Source organism: Allobosea sp. NPDC055594, assembly GCF_053618995.1.
Map to the genome: position 1 here is coordinate 1 of NZ_JBSHIO010000004.1, position 16,215 is coordinate 16,215.

The 16,215-nt window shown below is 66.0% G+C and carries 13 protein-coding genes; 8 read left to right on the forward strand and 5 right to left on the reverse strand.

The genetic code is table 11. The features are described from left to right. The 5 genes from ACWGRX_RS09580 to ACWGRX_RS09600 all read right to left on the reverse strand — a co-directional run. A partial coding sequence (locus ACWGRX_RS09580; protein WP_452117359.1) for a recombinase family protein occupies positions 1–1,072 on the reverse strand: 1,072 nt, incomplete at its 3' end. Positions 1,073–2,128: 1,056 nt separating this feature from the next. Continuing rightward, a complete protein-coding gene (locus ACWGRX_RS09585; RefSeq protein WP_452117360.1) occupies positions 2,129–2,896 on the reverse strand; it encodes a LamB/YcsF family protein in 768 nt (255 codons plus the stop codon). Continuing rightward, positions 2,893–4,395: a tripartite tricarboxylate transporter permease gene (locus ACWGRX_RS09590; protein ID WP_452117361.1), complete on the reverse strand. Its 1,503-nt coding sequence runs from the start codon at positions 4,393–4,395 to the stop codon at positions 2,893–2,895. Before ACWGRX_RS09590 ends, ACWGRX_RS09585 begins: the two co-directional genes overlap by 4 nt. A 6-nt stretch (positions 4,396–4,401) precedes the next feature. Then, a complete protein-coding gene (locus tag ACWGRX_RS09595; protein ID WP_452117362.1) occupies positions 4,402–4,812 on the reverse strand; it encodes a hypothetical protein in 411 nt (136 codons plus the stop codon). Between the two features lie 27 nt (positions 4,813–4,839). Then, on the reverse strand, positions 4,840–5,772 hold the full coding sequence (locus tag ACWGRX_RS09600) for a Bug family tripartite tricarboxylate transporter substrate binding protein (protein WP_452117363.1): 933 nt from the start codon (positions 5,770–5,772) through the stop codon (positions 4,840–4,842). Positions 5,773–5,906: 134 nt separating this feature from the next. Between ACWGRX_RS09600 and ACWGRX_RS09605 the strand changes: the two genes are divergently transcribed. From ACWGRX_RS09605 to ACWGRX_RS09640, 8 genes are all read left to right on the forward strand, one after another. Next, positions 5,907–6,812, forward strand: a complete 906-nt coding sequence (locus ACWGRX_RS09605) for a LysR family transcriptional regulator (RefSeq protein WP_452117364.1) — start codon at positions 5,907–5,909, stop codon at positions 6,810–6,812. An 826-nt stretch (positions 6,813–7,638) separates the two neighbouring features. Then, on the forward strand, positions 7,639–8,610 hold the full coding sequence (locus ACWGRX_RS09610) for an ABC transporter substrate-binding protein (protein WP_452117365.1): 972 nt from the start codon (positions 7,639–7,641) through the stop codon (positions 8,608–8,610). A gap of 4 nt (positions 8,611–8,614) precedes the next feature. Next, entirely contained in the window at positions 8,615–10,279 is a 1,665-nt protein-coding gene (locus tag ACWGRX_RS09615; protein ID WP_452117366.1) for an ABC transporter permease, read from the forward strand. Between the two features lie 72 nt (positions 10,280–10,351). Then, positions 10,352–11,449, forward strand: coding sequence for an ABC transporter ATP-binding protein (locus ACWGRX_RS09620; protein ID WP_452117367.1), 1,098 nt, complete (start codon positions 10,352–10,354; stop codon positions 11,447–11,449). Between the two features lie 24 nt (positions 11,450–11,473). Then, positions 11,474–12,706, forward strand: coding sequence for a phosphopentomutase (locus ACWGRX_RS09625; protein ID WP_452117368.1), 1,233 nt, complete (start codon positions 11,474–11,476; stop codon positions 12,704–12,706). A 148-nt stretch (positions 12,707–12,854) separates the two neighbouring features. Beyond that, positions 12,855–14,180, forward strand: a complete 1,326-nt coding sequence (locus ACWGRX_RS09630) for an NAD(P)H-dependent oxidoreductase (RefSeq protein ID WP_452117369.1) — start codon at positions 12,855–12,857, stop codon at positions 14,178–14,180. A 3-nt stretch (positions 14,181–14,183) separates the two neighbouring features. Next, positions 14,184–15,215: a thiamine pyrophosphate-dependent dehydrogenase E1 component subunit alpha gene (locus tag ACWGRX_RS09635; RefSeq protein ID WP_452117370.1), complete on the forward strand. Its 1,032-nt coding sequence runs from the start codon at positions 14,184–14,186 to the stop codon at positions 15,213–15,215. Beyond that, a complete protein-coding gene (locus ACWGRX_RS09640) occupies positions 15,215–16,213 on the forward strand; it encodes an alpha-ketoacid dehydrogenase subunit beta (RefSeq protein WP_066479959.1) in 999 nt (332 codons plus the stop codon). The genes ACWGRX_RS09635 and ACWGRX_RS09640 overlap by 1 nt, the downstream gene beginning before the upstream one ends. Positions 16,214–16,215 lie beyond the last annotated feature (2 nt).

A 16,215-nucleotide genomic window follows, 5' to 3' on the forward strand; every position in this document is an offset into this window, starting at 1 on the left:
CCCCGATCGGGGCCCTTGCCATATCCGCCGCTCCACGACGCCAGTGGCCTACTTTTGCTCCGCCACCCTGGCCTGGAATCCGACCGCCGTTGACACGCTCGTCGATGACGAGGCTGGACAGCGACCCCTGAGCCTCCAGCAGCGACCGCAGCAGGTCGATGAGCTCGGCGTCGCTCATCCTCCGGCTGCGATCTTCCACGATCCTGACCGCACGCTCGAAAGTGGCGACGTCGACGATGGCGGTGAACACACCGCGGGCGCGGACCCAGTGCTCCTGCGTGTTCACGACCCGGCGCATCTTCAGCTTGAAGCTGACCCGGTTGAATACGTTGTCGCCGATGTATTTCGGATTGGTCAGGACCTGATGGACGGTGCCGCGCGTCCAGGGGCGCCCCAGGTCCGTGACGATTCCCTCGAGGTTCAGGCTGGCCGCGATTTGGGCCTCCTGCACGCCGAGATCGACGAAGAGGCGATAGATGCGCTGGACGACTTCGACCTCCTCGGTTGGACCAGGGATCAGGATCACGCGATCGGTCTGGAGGCTCTTGCGCTCGCCGATTGATAGCTCGGACTTGGGTTCGCCGTTCTCGTCGATCAGGAGCCGCCGCAGGCCGTAGCCAGCCATGCCGCCCTGACGATACCCCTTCTCGACTAGGCGGCACTGGCCGGCGAACACCTTGACCGACAGCTCCCGGCTATATTCGCCGGCCATGACCCGCTTCACGGTCTTCAGCAGGTTCGAGCCGATGCTACCGTCGTTCTCAAACTGCTCGGCGCAATAGTGGACGACGATGTCAGCGCGGGAGCAGAGGAACTCCAAGTGTGCACCGTGGTCGGCGTTCTGGAAGCGGCCCCAGCGGCTGACGTCGTAGACCAGTATGGCGCCGAAATCGGCGGTGCCCCGCTCCACGTCAGCTAGTAGGCGCTGAAAGGCATCGCGTCCTTCCAGGTTCAGGCCGCTCTTACCGGCGTCCTCGTAGATCCGGACGATCTCGAAGTCGCGGGCCTCGGCAAAACGCTTGATCGAGTCTAGTTGGTTCTCGGTCGAGTAGCGCTGGTGGTCGGTCGACATTCTGACATAGGCAGCCGCCCGCCGTGACCTCTCCGGGCCGATCCGCGCAATCCGACCCGATCCCTCAGCTCTACTCACACAAAGCCACTCCACGATCGACGTCTCGGAAGCCGGCGGACGTCGCCGGTCAGTCAAGCGCGGAGGCGGCGGAATGTCCTTTCCTCAGACGGGTAACATCTTGCCCAGGCGTCGTGCGCCGTCATTCGCACGCTTGGTGGCGACAGCCTTACGGACTTCGCTCAAGGGGCAGTCATCCAAGATCAAAACGGTGGCGCTCTGGACAGGCGCAAACGACCGAACTGTGAAGAACTGGTTCTCCGGCGAGCGCGGTCCTAGTGGCGACCACTTCCTGGGACTGGCCGCTAATTGCCCTGCGGTTCTTGCGGCGTTTTTGGCGGCGATCCACCGGAATGACTGCTTGGTTATGGCCGACATTGAGGAGGCGCGCGCAAAGGTCGCTGCTGCCCTGGTTGCTCTGGAAGCTGTTCGAGCCGTCCAGTTGGGGCACGAGGAGCGGCCATGACACGTCGTGGGATAGGATGCGGTTGGCTCTCCGGGATCAAGGGGTGAACGTCACCAGCACTGCGTGAGTTCAAGCCGCCTACGGCGCGATCGTGCCGCCCAGGCTCAAGACAGCCTTCATCGCGGCAAAACGTCGCCTTATGCATTGAAATATATGGATATTTTTGGGGCGCGTTAAGCGCGATTCCCAGCTTCGGAGGGCAACGCTCTATCCAGCTGAGCTACGGGCGCAATCCGTGGAAGGTGGATAGCCGATCCCGACTGCTTCGGCAACGAGGGATTTTGCGATTGAGCAGAGCCCGAAGCGGCAAAGGTCACGCGTTCGAAACCTGTCGGGCGCGCCATGGTTGTGGCGCGCCGGTGGCTGTAGCGCAAACCGCGAGCAGTCTTGCGCGGGGCGATCGTCGCCGGAAGAGCGCCAGCCGCGGCTTTTAAAACATCAGACCGAAAAGTGGAAACCGCTTTTCAGAAAACTCCGATGGGATAACAATGAGATAGGTCACTGTTACCGCGTCCGAACGGACGCGCAGCGATCTAGCCGAGCAGAACCGGGAGCGGGACTACCTCCACTCCCGCCTCAGCGAGTCGCGACCGCACCACCCGCATCACGTCGACCGCAGTCGGCTCGTCCCCATGTATGCAGAAGGTGTGAATCTCCGCCGGGATGCGCTTCCCCGAGGTGCTGATCAGCGCCTTGTTCTGAATGATGTCGAGAACTTGCCGTGCGGCCTGCTCGGGGTCGCGGATCACGGCATCCTCGCGCTCGCGCGAGGCCATCATGCCGTTGTCGTCGTAGACCCGGTCGACATAGGCCTCATTCGCGACTTTCAGCCCGAGTTGCTGGGCGGCCAGCGTCATCTGGGAGCCTGCATTTGCGACATAGATGAGCTCGCGGTCCGCAGCCTTGATGCCGCGGCCAATGGCGAGCGCATAGTCCAGGTCGCCATGCGCCATGTTGTTCAATGCGCCGTGCGGCTTGACATGCGTGACCTTCGCCCCCTGCGCGAGCGCGAGCGCGAGCAGGGCGCCGATCTGGTAGGTGACCAAGTATTCGAGATCCTGCGGGCGCATACGGATCTGGCGCCGGCCAAAGCCCCAGATGTCGTTGAAGCCGGGATGGGCGCCGATCGAGACGCCGTGGTCGAGGGCGAGTTTCACCGTCCTGACCATGATCGTCGGGTCGCCGGCATGCATGCCGCAGGCAACATTGGCCGAGCCGATGAGCGGCATCAGCGCGGCGTCGTTGCCGATCGAATACTTGCCGTAGCCCTCGCCGATATCGGCGTTGATGTTGATCTTCACGTGATGTCTCCGGTCGTCGGGGCACGATCGCGTGCCCGCATGGAAAGCAGACCGCCGATGAGCGCGGTTGCGAGGATCGCCAATGCGATTGGATGGGACAGCAGGGCGGCCGGGTCGCGGTCGGTGATGATCAGCGCCTGTCGCAATGACAGCTCGAACTGGGGGCCGATGACGAAACCGATCAGGAAGGTGACGCGGGAATAGTCGAAACGGTGCATCAGATAGCCGAGCACCGCGAAGCCGATCATGACCTGCACCGCGAAGAGCGAGCGACTCTCCAGATAGGAGCCGACGACGCACAGCATGACGACCACGGGAATGATGATGATCGCCGGCACCCGGGTGAGCTGCGCGAAGGCGACGAGGCCGACCCTGCCGACAATCAGCATCAGCACGGCCGCGACGAGCATCGTGCCATAGATCCCGTAGACCAGCCGGGCATGCTCCTCGAACAGCCGCGGGCCGGGCACGACGCCGTGGATCGTCAAGGCCGCGATCAGGATGGCAGCCGATACGCTGCCCGGGAGTCCGAGCGCGAAGAGCGGGATGAAGCTGGCGGGGACGACGGCATTGTCCGCGGTCTCGGCGGCGGCCACGCCTTTCAGCTCGCCCTCGCCATAGCGCTCGCCCGGGCGGGCAAAGCGCTTGGCGATACCGTAGGAGGCGAAGGACGCGACGCTCGGGCCGAGCCCCGGGATGATGCCGATCACGGTACCGACCAGGCTCGATCGCAGGAAGGTCGGAAGCACGTGGCGGAACTCCGGCCAGCCGAAGCGGTCGTCCTTCCCGCTGGTGACGACCGGCGTGGGGTCGCCACCGCGACGCCCGAGCAGTTCCTCGGCCTGGATCACCATCTCGGTCAGCGCGAGCATGCCGACGGTAACCGCCAGAAGCGGGACACCATCCATCAGGTCGACCTGATCGAAGGTCATTCGCGGCGTGCCGCTCTCGATGTCGAGACCGATGGTCGCGACCAGCATGCCGAAGATTCCGGCGATCAACCCGCGCAGGAGAGACGAGCCCGACAGCGCGGCGATGAAAGTGAGCGCCAGCATCATCAGCGCCGTCATTTCGACCGGGCCGATCTTCAACGCGAAGCGTGCGAGCGGCAGCGCCAGCAGGATCAAGGCGAGCGTGCCGACGACGTCGCCGATAACGGAGCCGTACAGCGCCGTCTGCAGCGCCTGACGCGCCTTGCCGGAGCGTGCGAGCGGATAACCGTCGAGGCAGGTGACCGCCGCATTCGGTTCGCCGGGCACGTTGATCAGCACTGCGGTAGTCGCGCCTCCCGCACCGCTCGCCTTCGCGATGCCGATGAGGAAGCCGACGGCGCTGACCGGGCTCATATAGTAGCTGAGCGGGATGGCGATCGCGAGCACCGCAGGGCGGTTGAGGCCGGGCAGGACGCCGATCACATAGCCCAGCAGGACACCGATCAGCACGAAGGCGATTGTATCGGGCGAGAGAGCGTCGCCGAATCCCAGAAGCGCGTCTTGCATGGAGCCTCAGCCGAAAGCGAGCCAGAGCGTGGCGCCGCAGATGATCGCGGTCCCCAGGACCGGAAGGGCGCGGCGTTCTCCCAGGATCACCATGCCGGCGGCGCTGGTCACGGCACCGGCGGGCACGATGCCGCCGAAGCGGAGGATCAGCGCCCCCAGGACCGCCAGCCCGATAATCCGGCCGAGCGCGCCGATCCCGGTCGGGTAAGCGGGTTCGGCGCGGCGCGAGACGAGCCGCCGCCCGCCATCGAGGACGAACAGGGCGAGGAGGGCCGCGGTCAGAGCCGTGGGCAGGAAGGCCGGCGAGAGCCCGAAGCCGCCCTCACTGGTCTGGGCCGGGATGATCCAGACCAGCAGGGCGACGCAGAAGCCCGCAAGCAACAGCGTCTCCGCGATCAGAGATACACGCGAGCGCATGCGGCGGTGCCCCTCTACCGTCCGCTCTTACTTCGAGGCCTCGATGAGCTTCTTGAAGTCCTCGCTCTGGCCCGCGATCGTCTTGGCGAGTGCCTCGCCGGTCGCGACGAACGGATTGAGGCTGCGCTTTTCCATCAGATCGACGATGGAGGGATCGGCCGCAGCGGCGGCGAACGCATCGTAGAGCGTCTTGGCGACGTCGGCCGGCAATCCCTTGGGCGCGACGAAGAGGATCAGGTTCACGCTCGACAGGCCGTAGCCCAGCTCCTTCAGCGTCGGCACGTTAGGCAGACCCTTCAGTCGCTGCTCGCCGAGCACCGCGAGAACGGAGAGCTCCCCGCTCTTGGCCTGCGGATAATAGGCGCCGGAAGAGTAGCCCAGCGGCGTATGGCCGCCGATGACCTGCGTCACGACCTCGGCGCCGCTGCGGGTCGGAACCGGCACGAACTGGACGCCGGTCTGCTTGCCGAGGGCGGCGGTGATCATGCGATCGAGGGAGGTGCTCGACGCATAGGTCGTCTTCCCGGCGCCCTTGCTGGCGTCGATCGCGTCCTTGAGGGTCTTCCAGCCGCTCTTGGGCAGCGCGATGAAGGCTTCCGGGAATTCGCCGGTTGCCGCGACATAGGTGAAATCGTCGAGCCCGAAGGCCAGCTTGGTGACCTGCGGATCGAGGGTGATCGTCGTCGAGGTCGTCGCCACGATGTTGTAGCCGTCAGCCGGCTGCTTGCTCAGCGCCGTGACCGCAACTGCTCCGCCTGCCCCGGCCTTGTTCTCGATCACGACCGGCTGGCCGAGCTTCTTCGACACCAGTTCTGCGACGGCACGCGCCACCACGTCGGTGGTGCCGCCGGCGCCGAATCCGACCGTGACCGTGACGGGCTTCTCCGGCCAGGCGGCCAGGGCGGAGGTCTGCATCAGGCCGAGAAAGACGGCTCCGGCAATGGCCAATCGCATGCGCATATTGATCTCCCGATACCCTGTTCGACGTCCAAATCCCCTGGCCGTTTGCCGGCCATGGACCTATTGCGCAACGACAGCGATCCGGTGTCCAATGCAAACTTGAACGCCTTCCTCATGCGAAATGTGCATAAGCTTTGATAGATCTGAAAAAGCTGCATTTCTTTGTCGCTATAGCCGAGGGCATGCACCTCTCGAGGGCTGCGGAAGCGCTGAACATCAGCCAATCCGCGCTTTCCCGGCAAATCCAGTCCCTTGAAGACGAGCTCGGCTTTCGCCTGTTCGACAGGATCGGCAAGCGTCTGAGCTTGACTGCCGAGGGAGAGGACCTCCTACCGCGCGCAGCCCGATTGCTCGAACAGGCCAACGCGCTTTCGGTCCGGGGCAAATCCATAGTGAACGGCGAGGTCGGACATCTTCGCGTCGGTGCCACCGCTCAGACGATCGCATCCCTCATCGCGCCGGCGCTGACGGGCTTCCGGGCCGAAAACCCCGGCATCGAGATCACTCTGGCCGAGGGGCCGAACCGGTCCCTGATCGAAATGGTCGAGCGCGGCACCGTCCACATGGCCATTGCTACCCCCAGTGATCCGGCGGATTTCGGCTCCGCTCCTCTCTTCGTCGCACGGTTGCTCGCATATCTACCGCCGAAGGATTCGCGCCGGGAGCAAGCGCAGCTTCCGTTGGAAGCTCTCGCCGATGCCCCCGTTCTGCTTCTCCGCAGGGGCTTCATGACCCGGGATCTCGTCGATGAAAGCTTCCGGAAGGCCGGAATCCGGCCGCGCATCGTCTTGGAAAGCGACAGCCCTCACGCTCTCGTGGCGATGGTCGCGCAGGGACACGGCATAGCCATGCTGTCGTCGGCGGCCTCAAAGGGCATTCACAATTTCAGTCCGATCCCTTTGACGCTGTCTGGTGCCGCAATCAGCCGCCAGGTTTCCGCAATCTGGAACCCGACGCGCCATCGGCCGGCAGCCTTGCCGCGGCTGGTGCGAACTCTTGCAGCGATGGCGCATACCTGGCCGACCGCTGGCCGTGGATGATCGCTTCTTCGCGCGATCGTCGGCCGGTTGCACGGTCGGCTCAGCGCGGATGCTGCATAGAGAGCGCTCAGGTGTGGCTCATGCCGACGAGCGCTTCTCACTGCCTATCGTGTAAAATTTGCTCACTCTCACCAGAGCCCATGGTCAAGGAAGGAAAGCGTTCCAGAGTATCGGCCAAATGCTGATTGTGGCTCGGGCCAACGCGCTCGTTCACCCCTGTGATCCGGGAGATCGCTTGCCGATCCGCGGTTCGTCGGAGGCAGGCTCCGGTCCGGTCGGCGCAATGACGTCCAGGAACTCGGCTCGCTCGCCGCCTCCGAGATGGTTCCAGACCTGTTCTGTGCTCCACCTCTCGACGCCTCGTCGGTCTGGTGGGTGGTCACGGCGCGCGGGCTCAGGCCGGCGACCGTATCCTTCGACCTCTCGAGCGCATCGGCCCCGATCTCGATCTCGCTCGGGGCGGCGCCTTCTGCATCATAGGGTGCTGATCGACCGGCGCGATCGCGGTGAGCTCGGTACGGCAGCACATTCGGAAGAGGCTCGACCGCCCCCGAGGCCGCGCGAAGCCTTGCATGGCACAGCCCACCGTCGCGGCCGCCTTGGCCAGCCGGGCGCCACCGGCCCCTCGCCTTCCGATGCCCCCGAGGCAGGCTCCAGAACGCGTGATCACCGCCGAACCGAGACGCGCCACGCCGCGCCGCCACACATTGCTTGACAAGGCGAGGTTTGAACAAATATGCATTTGAAAATAAAAATGTTCATGGGAGGAGCCACGATGAATTTGAATCGCCGACAGTTTGCGGGCGGCCTGCTGGGCGCGTCGCTCATGCCTTCCTTGTCCGCACAGGCGCAGGCCAAGAAGCTGACGGCCTATATGGGCCCGCCCGAACCGAGCTGCGCCGCGCTGGTCAAGAATTTCGAGCAGAAGTCCGGGGTCGCGACGACGTTCCTGCGCCTCTCCGCCGGCGAGGCGGTGAACCGGATCCGGGCCGAGCGCGCCCGCCCCCAGGCCAGCGTGCTCTACGGCATCGGCCTGCCCTCGATGATGACGCTGAAGAGCGAAGGGCTGCTGCAGCCCTACAAGCCCAAGGGCGTCGAGGACATCCCGGCCAAATATGTCGATCCCGAGGGCTACTGGACCGGCATCGACGTCGATTTCATCGGCATCGCCTCGAACAAGACCTTCCTCAAGGAGAAGGGCCTGAAGGCGCCGACGAGCTGGGAGGACCTGACCAAGCCGGAATTCGCCGGCCAGATCTGCATCGGCAGCCCCGCGACCTCCGGAACCGGCTATGTCTTCCTCGCCACCATCCTGCAAGTGATGGGCGAGGAGAAGGGCTGGGACTGGCTCAAGCGCTTCAACGCCAATGTCTCGCAATACACCCGATCCGGCATCGGTCCGACGCAGCTCGTCGGGCGCGGCGAAGTCGGCGTCGGCATCCTCTTCGCCCATGACATCCTCGGCAGCATGCACAAGGGCTTCCCACTCGAAATGACGCTGCCTTCCGAGGGCACGGGCTACGACCTGTTCTGCGCCGTCATGCTCAAGGACGCGCCGGAGCCGGAAGCCGCCAAGGCCTTCCTCGACTGGGCGGTGACCCCGGCCTCGCAGGAGACGCTCGCCGCATCGGACTATTTCGACGTGCCGACCAACAAGAACGCCAAGGTCCACGACCTCGTGAAGCCGTTCGCGAACGCGAAGCTGATCGATTTCGACTTCGCCTGGGCCGGTGCTTCCGCCACGCGCCAGAAGATCATCACGCGCTTCCAGAACGAAATCCTGGCCGGAAGAAAGTGAGTCTATGAGCTCCGTTGCGCCCGTGGGCCTGACGGAGGGCAAGCAGGGCCGGGACTGGACCATCTATCTGGTCTATCCCGGCGTTGCCGCCTTCGTCCTGATCTTCACCGCCTATCCGATGCTCGACCTGCTCGCCCGCGCGTTCTCGGTCGATGGTCGGTTCTCGTTCGCGGCGCTGGCCGGCACGGTCGCCGACCCCTACAACCGCGCTGTCTTCTGGAACACGTTGCTACTCGGCGCCACCGTCGCGGTGCTCGGCACCGTGCTCGCGACGCTCTATGCCTATGCGATCGCCCGCGTCGCCATCCCCGGCAAGCGGATCTGGCACTTCTTCGCCCTGCTGCCGACGATCTCGCCGCCGATCCTGATGGCGCTCGGCCTGATCATGCTCTATGGCCGCCGCGGCCTGATCACGCATGAGCTGCTCGGCCTGCAGAGCACCGGTCTCTACGGCTTCACCGGCCTCGTGGTCGCACAGCTGATCTCCTATTTCCCCTTCGCCTATCTCCTGATGCTGAACCTGTTCCGCGGGCTCGACGCCTCGCTGGAGGAGGCGGCCTCGACCATGGGCGCCAATGGCTGGAACGTGCTGCGCACCATCAGCCTGCCGCTGCTCGTGCCGGGCCTCGCCGGCTCGATGCTGCTGATGTTCAGCTATTCCTTCGCCGATCTCGGCAATCCGCTGCTGCTCGGCGGCGACTTCCCGGTGCTCTCTTCGCAGATCTACCAGACGATCATCGGCATGTACGACATCCCGAAGGGCGCGGCCCTGGCGGTGCTGCTGCTGATCCCGGCGCTCTTGATGTTCTTCGCCCACAAGGCGCTGAGCGCCCGCATGTCCTTCGCCTCGGTCGGCGCCAAGGGTTCGAGCCGGCATCGCGAGGTGCGCCATCGCGGCGTGCAGATCGCGGCGCTGATCTTCGTCGGTGCGATCACCCTGGTGATCTGCCTGCAATATGCGACGATCCTGGCCGGTGCCTCGACGCAGCTCTTCGGCATCAACTACGGCTTCACCACCAAGCATTTCGTCGCGGCCCTGACCAAGTCGCGCGGCGCGCTGCTCGACACGCTGATCCTCGGCGTCGTCGCCTCCTTCCTCTCGGTGATGCTCGGCGTGCTCATCGCCTGGGTCGTGGCCCGCACGAGGGTGCGCGGCGGCTCGCTGCTCGATTTCACCGCCAACCTGCCGCTCGCCATTCCCGGCACGGTGATCGGCCTCGCCTTCGGCCTGGCCTTCAACAGTCCGCCGCTGCTGCTGACCGGCACGGCTGCGATCATCGTCGCCGCCTTCGTGGTCCGCTCGCTGCCCTACGGCATCCGCTCGGGCGTCGCGGCACTCAACCAGATCAACCGGACGCTCGACGAAGCCTCGACCACCATGGGGGCGACCTCCGGGCAGACGCTCTGGCGCGTCCTGCTGCCGATCATCCAGCCCGCCCTGCTCGCCGGCATGATCTTCTCGTTCACGCGCAGCGTCACGACGCTCAGCGCCGTCATCTTCGTGGTCTCGCCGCACTGGTCCCTCGTCCCCCCGACCATCCTTTCGCAGATGGACCGCGGCGATGTCGGCGAGGCGGCGGCCCTCAGCGTGATCGTCGTGGTGATGGTTCTGGCCGTCATCCATGGCGTGCCGCGGTTGCTCGGCGGCGACTGGCGCGAGACCCGCTAGAGCATGTTCGAGCGAAGTGATCACCGGTTCGCGTCAAGAAAATGCGATAAAGCAAACAAGTAGAGCATCGACATGCAGAAGACATCCGCGAAGGCTCTCGCCATCCGCAATCTCGACAAGTCCTATTCGCTCGGCGGCGGACGCCGCCTGCCAGTGGTGACCGATTTCAATCTCGACCTCGCGCCCGGCGAGTTCGTCACCCTGCTCGGCCCTTCCGGCTGCGGCAAGACCACCGTGCTGCGCACGCTCGCCGGGCTCGAGGATTTCGAGACCGGCGAGATCCTGCTCGACCAGCGCTCGATCGCCCGGCTGCCGGCGCATCATCGCCGCATCGGCCTGGTCTTCCAGAACTACGCCCTCTTCCCGCACATGACCGTGTTCGAGAACGTCGCCTATTCGCTGCGGCTGCGGCGGGTGGCGCAGGAGACGGTGCGCAGCGAGGTCGCGACCGCGCTCGCGGCGGTCGGGCTCGAGGATTACGGCCCGCGCCTGCCGGGGCAGCTCTCCGGCGGCCAGCAGCAGCGCGTCGCGGTCGCCCGCGCGCTGGTGATGCATCCGGACCTGCTGCTCTTCGACGAGCCGCTCTCCAATCTCGACGCCAAGCTCAGGGTCCAGGTCCGCTCGGAATTGCGACGCCTGCAGCGGCGCCTCGGCACCACCGCGCTCTTCGTCACCCATGACCAGGACGAGGCGATGAGCCTGTCCGACCGGATCGCCGTGATGAAGAGCGGCCGCATCGAGCAGATCGGCCCGCCGGAGGAGATCTATGCCCGCCCGGCGACGCTGTTCGTGGCGCAGTTCGTCGGCCGGGTGAACGCCCTGCCGGCGACGATCACCGGCGCCGCGAACGGGCATGCGCAGATCGAGACGCTGGGCATGGCGGCGCGCGTGCCCCTGCCCGCGCCCGACCTTCCGAAGGAGGTGCTAGCGCTGGTGCGGCCGGAGGCGGTGACGCTCCAGCAGCCGGGACAGGGCCTCGCCGGCAAGGTCGAGGAGGTCGAGTATCTCGGCGACCAGACCGAGTACCGCGTGCGCGTCGGCGAGACGCTGGTCACCGCGACGCGCTCCGCCCTCGGCGAGCCTTGGAAGATCCGCGAGGGCGACGCGGTCGGCATCGGCTTCAAGCAAGACACCATCCACCTGCTCGCGCGCAGCGCCGAAGCCGCCTGAACGAAAGCCGGAAAGACAACCGCCATGACCAAAAGCCAGGCGCCCTTCGACAGGGTCATCATCCTCGTCCTCGACGCGCTCGGCCTCGGCGCGCTGCCGGACGTGCATCTCGTGCGTCCGAACGATGTCGGCTCGAACACGCTGAAGCATGTCGTGCAGGCGGCGGGCGGGCTCTCCCTCCCCAATCTCGAGCGCCTCGGCCTCGGCACGGTCGCGCCCGATTCGGGACTGCGCATCGAGCCGAACCCGATCGCCGTCCATGGCGTCTGCAATCTCGGCTACAAGGGCGCAGACACCTATCTCGGCCATCAGGTCATCATGGGCTCGCGCGTGCCGGATGTGCCGGAGGAGCTGTTCGAGGTGGTGCGCGACGACGTCGCCGCTGCCCTGCGCCGGGCCGGACACCATGTCGAGCCGGCGGGCGAAGGCCTCGCCGCGCTGTTCGTCGACGGCAAGATGATCTGCGGCGACAATCTCGAAAGCGATCCGCTGCAGACCTATCACTGCGTCGGCTCGATCGACGACATGCCCTATGAGGAGATCGTCAAGGTCGGCGAGATCCTGCGCTCGGTCGCCCGGGTGCGTCGCATCGTGGCGATGGGCGGCCACGGCTTCGGGGCCGCCGATATCCGGCGCTGCACCGAGCGGCGGTCGACCGGTCAGTGCGGCGTCAACAATGTCGCGCTCGGGCTCTACACCAGCAACTACGTCGTGCGGCATCTGACACGCGGCACCAAGCCCGATGTCCAGGTGCCGACGATCCTGAAGAAAGCCGGCTACGAGGTCGAGCTGCTCGGTAAGGTCGCCGACGTCATCACCTGCGAGGGCGCCCATAAGGAGCCGCATGTCCTGACCCGGCCGGTGCTGGATGCGACCTATGCGTCGATGGCGCGCGTCCGTTCCGGGCTGATCGCGATCAACATCCAGGAGACCGATCTCGCCGGCCATGACGAGAGCGCCGAGCGCTATGCCGCCTGCCTGCGCCTCGCCGATGAGGGCATCGGCAAGATGATGGCGATGATGGGCTCAAGGGACCTGCTGATCGTCACCGGCGACCACGGCAACGACCCGACCATCGGCCATGACAAGCACACGCGCGAGTTCACGCCGCTGCTGGTCTGGACGCCGGGCATCAAGCCGAAGGGCATCTTCATGCGCGACAGCCTGTCCGACATCGCCGCGACGGTGGCCGAGATCTTCTCGGTCGAGCCGACGGAGATCGGGACGAGCTTCCTGGACGACATCGCCGTCGCCTGAGCGCTGGCAAGCGCGACGCCCGGCCCCGACCGGACCGGCGGACAAGGCCGGCCCTCTAAACTCTGAACATATCGCCTTTAATTGCAACAAATGTGCATTTACCGTTTTGGCCGTTGACCGGCCGGACGCTCGCAACGGGAGAAACTGGATGGGCATCAACGTCGCACCGACCGGCTTGGCACGCGATCTCCTGGCCCGCGCCGATAGCGGCCGCCCGGTCCGCATCGGGCTCATCGGTTCTGGGGAGATGGGCACCGACATCGTCACCCGCGTCGCCCATATGTCGGGCGTGACGGTCGGCGCGATCTGCGACCTCAACTTGCCGGCGGCGCGCAAGGCCGTCGACATCGCCTATCAGGAGGAGGGTCATTATCGCGACGCCTCCGGCCAGTCCGAGCTCAATGCGGCTTTGGAAGCCGGCAAGGTCGCAGTCACCGGCGATTCCGGGCTGATCCTGAACAGCGGCCTGATCGACGTCGTGATCGACGCCACGGGCGTTCCTGCCGTCGGCGCCGAGATCGGTCTCGCCGCGATGGAGCACGGCAAGCATCTGGTGATGATGAATGTCGAGGCCGACGTCACCATCGGCGCCTATCTGAAGAGCGAGGCCGATCGCCTCGGCGTGACCTATTCGCTCGGCGCCGGCGACGAGCCCTCCTCCTGCATGGAGCTGATCGAGTTCGTCACCGCGATGGGCCACCCGATCGTCGCGGCCGGCAAGGGCAAGAACAACCCGCTCAATTTCGACGCCGTGCCCGACGACTATGCCGAGGAGGCGGCGCGCCGGAACATGAACGTGCGCATGCTCGTCGAGTTCGTCGACGGCTCGAAGACCATGGTCGAGATGGCGGCGATCGCCAATGCGACCGGCCTCGTTCCGGACAAGCCCGGCATGCACGGCCCCGCGGCGACACTCGACCAGCTCTCCTCGACCCTGATCCCGCAGAAGGATGGCGGCGTGCTCTCGCGTGTCGGCGTCGTCGATTACTCGATCGGCAAGGGTGTGGCGCCCGGCGTCTTCGTCGTCGCCGACATGTCGCATCCCAGGATCTCGGAGCGCATGGAAGATCTGAAGATGGGCAAGGGCCCGTATTTCACCTTCCACCGGCCCTATCACCTGACCTCGCTGGAAGTGCCGCTGACCTGCGCCCGCGTCGTGCTCTATGGCAAGCCGGACATGGTGCCGCTCGCCCGGCCGGTGGCCGAGGTCTGTGCCGTCGCCAAGAAGGATCTGAAGCCCGGCGACCGGCTCGATGCCATCGGCGAGTATTGTTACCGCGCCTGGATCATGACGGCCGAAGAGGCACGCACCGCGCGCGCCATTCCCTGCGGCATGCTGCAGGGCGGCACGGTCACCGCCCCGATCCGCAAGGGCGAGATGCTGACCTATGCAAACGCTGCGGTCGCGCCCGGCTCGAAGCTCGCCATCCTGCGCGCCCGGCAGGACGCCCTCATCCATGGCAAGGAAGCCTGATCCATGACCGCTCCGGCAACCGCCCCTGCGGCGGCAGACCCGACCAATCTGCCCTTCCTCTACCGCCAGTATCCGCGCGAGGACCTGCTCGGCGCCCTCCGGCGCATGCATCTGATCCGCCGCTTCGAGGAGGCGGCCGAGGAGAGCTACATGCGCGGGCTGATCCACGGCACCATGCATCTCTCGATCGGCCAGGAAGCCAGCGCCGTCGGCATCTGCCTGCCGCTGGTGCGCGAGGACCAGATCACCTCGACCCATCGTGGCCATGGCCACTGCATCGCCAAGGGCGCCGATGTCAGCCGGATGTTTGCCGAGTTCTTCGGCAAGACCACCGGTTATTGCGGCGGTCGTGGCGGCTCGATGCACATCGCCGATGTCTCGAGCGGCAATCTCGGCGCCAACGGCATCGTCGGCGGCGGCATTCCGATCGCGGTCGGCGCGGCGCTGACCGCCAAGCGCCTGCGGACCGGCAAGGTCGCGGTCTCCTTCTTCGGCGACGGCGCGAACAATGAGGGCGCCTTCCACGAGGCGCTGAACATGGCCTCGGTCTGGAAGCTGCCGGTGGTCTTCGTCTGCGAGAACAATGGCTACGGCATGTCGACCTCGACAGAGCGCTCGACCGCGGTTCCGAACATCGCCGACCGTGCCGCCGCCTATGCGATGCCCGGCGTCATCGTCGACGGCAATGATCTCTCCGCCGTTGCGCAGGCTTCCCATGAAGCCGTTGAGCGGGCCCGCCGCGGCGAGGGGCCGAGCCTGATCGAGTGCAAGACCTACCGCCATCGCGGCCACTCGAAGAGCGACCGCAACCGCTATCGCACCAAGGACGAGATCGACGACTGGATGGCCAATCGCGACCCGATCGCGCGCTTTGAGGCGCAGCTGACCGAGCTCGGCATCGCCGGCCCCGCCGAGATCGAGGCGGTGCGCCAGGCCGTGCGCGCCGAAATCGACGCGGGAATCGAATTCGCCAAGGCCAGCCCGGCACCCGCAACCGCCGACCTCGCCGACTACGTCTACACGGAACAGCAGTGATGAGCACCGAGGTCAGGGAACTCAGCTATTCGCAGGCGATCCAGGAAGCGATGGCCATCGCGCTGGAAGCCGATGAGCGCGTCGTCCTGATGGGCGAGGATATCGGCGTCTACGGCGGCGCCTTCCAGGTCACCGGCGACCTGATCGAGCGCTTCGGACCCGAGCGCGTGATGGACACGCCGATCTCGGAGCTCGGCGGCGCCGGCGTCGCGGTCGGCGCAGCCGTCACCGGCCTGCGGCCGATCTTCGAATTCCAGTTCTCGGATTTCGCCACGCTCGCCATGGAGCAGATCGTCAACCAGGCGGCGAAGATGCGCTACATGCTCGGCGGCGCCGTTTCGGTGCCGGTCGTGATGCGCTTCCCGGCCGGCTCGGGAACCGGGGCTGCCGCGCAGCACAGCCAGAGCCTCGAAGCCTGGCTCGGCCATGTGCCGGGGCTCAAGGTCATCCAGCCGGCGACGCCGCACGACGCCAAGGGCATGCTGCTCGCGGCGGTCGCCGATCCCGATCCGGTGATGATCTTCGAGCACAAGCTGCTCTATAAGATGAAGGGGCCGGTGCCCGAGGGGCACTACACCGTGCCGATCGGCAAGGCCGCGATCCGCCGCAGCGGCACGGACCTGACCATCGTCGCCACCTCGATCATGGTCCACAAGGCTCTGGAAGCGGCCGAGACCCTGGCCGCCGAGGGCATCGATGTCGAGGTCGTCGACCTGCGCAGCATCCGGCCGATGGACAGCGCGACGATCATCGCCAGCGTCATCAAGACCCACCGGCTGCTCTGCGTCTATGAGGGCGTGAAGACCCTCGGCATCGGCGCCGAGATCAGCGCGATGATCGCCGAGAGCGAGGCTTTCGACCGGCTCGACGCGCCGATCGTGCGGCTCGGCGGCGCGGAGACGCCGATCCCCTACAACCCCGAGCTCGAGAAGGCCGCGGTGCCGCAGGTGCCGGGCATCGTCGCCGCGGCGCGCGACCTCGTGCGCGGAGTGCGCTGATC

What these genes read in the sequence shown, in the direction of transcription:
- ACWGRX_RS09590 (WP_452117361.1), bottom strand. Translation starts at nt 4,395, where the DNA reads ATGCAAGACGCGCTTCTGGGATTCGGCGACGCTCTCTCGCCCGATACA.
- ACWGRX_RS09595 (WP_452117362.1), bottom strand. Translation starts at nt 4,812, where the DNA reads ATGCGCTCGCGTGTATCTCTGATCGCGGAGACGCTGTTGCTTGCGGGC.
- ACWGRX_RS09600 (WP_452117363.1), bottom strand. Translation starts at nt 5,772, where the DNA reads ATGCGCATGCGATTGGCCATTGCCGGAGCCGTCTTTCTCGGCCTGATG.
- ACWGRX_RS09610 (WP_452117365.1), top strand. Translation starts at nt 7,639, where the DNA reads ATGCCTTCCTTGTCCGCACAGGCGCAGGCCAAGAAGCTGACGGCCTAT.
- ACWGRX_RS09615 (WP_452117366.1), top strand. Translation starts at nt 8,615, where the DNA reads ATGAGCTCCGTTGCGCCCGTGGGCCTGACGGAGGGCAAGCAGGGCCGG.
- ACWGRX_RS09620 (WP_452117367.1), top strand. Translation starts at nt 10,352, where the DNA reads ATGCAGAAGACATCCGCGAAGGCTCTCGCCATCCGCAATCTCGACAAG.
- ACWGRX_RS09625 (WP_452117368.1), top strand. Translation starts at nt 11,474, where the DNA reads ATGACCAAAAGCCAGGCGCCCTTCGACAGGGTCATCATCCTCGTCCTC.
- ACWGRX_RS09630 (WP_452117369.1), top strand. Translation starts at nt 12,855, where the DNA reads ATGGGCATCAACGTCGCACCGACCGGCTTGGCACGCGATCTCCTGGCC.
- ACWGRX_RS09635 (WP_452117370.1), top strand. Translation starts at nt 14,184, where the DNA reads ATGACCGCTCCGGCAACCGCCCCTGCGGCGGCAGACCCGACCAATCTG.
- ACWGRX_RS09640 (WP_066479959.1), top strand. Translation starts at nt 15,215, where the DNA reads ATGAGCACCGAGGTCAGGGAACTCAGCTATTCGCAGGCGATCCAGGAA.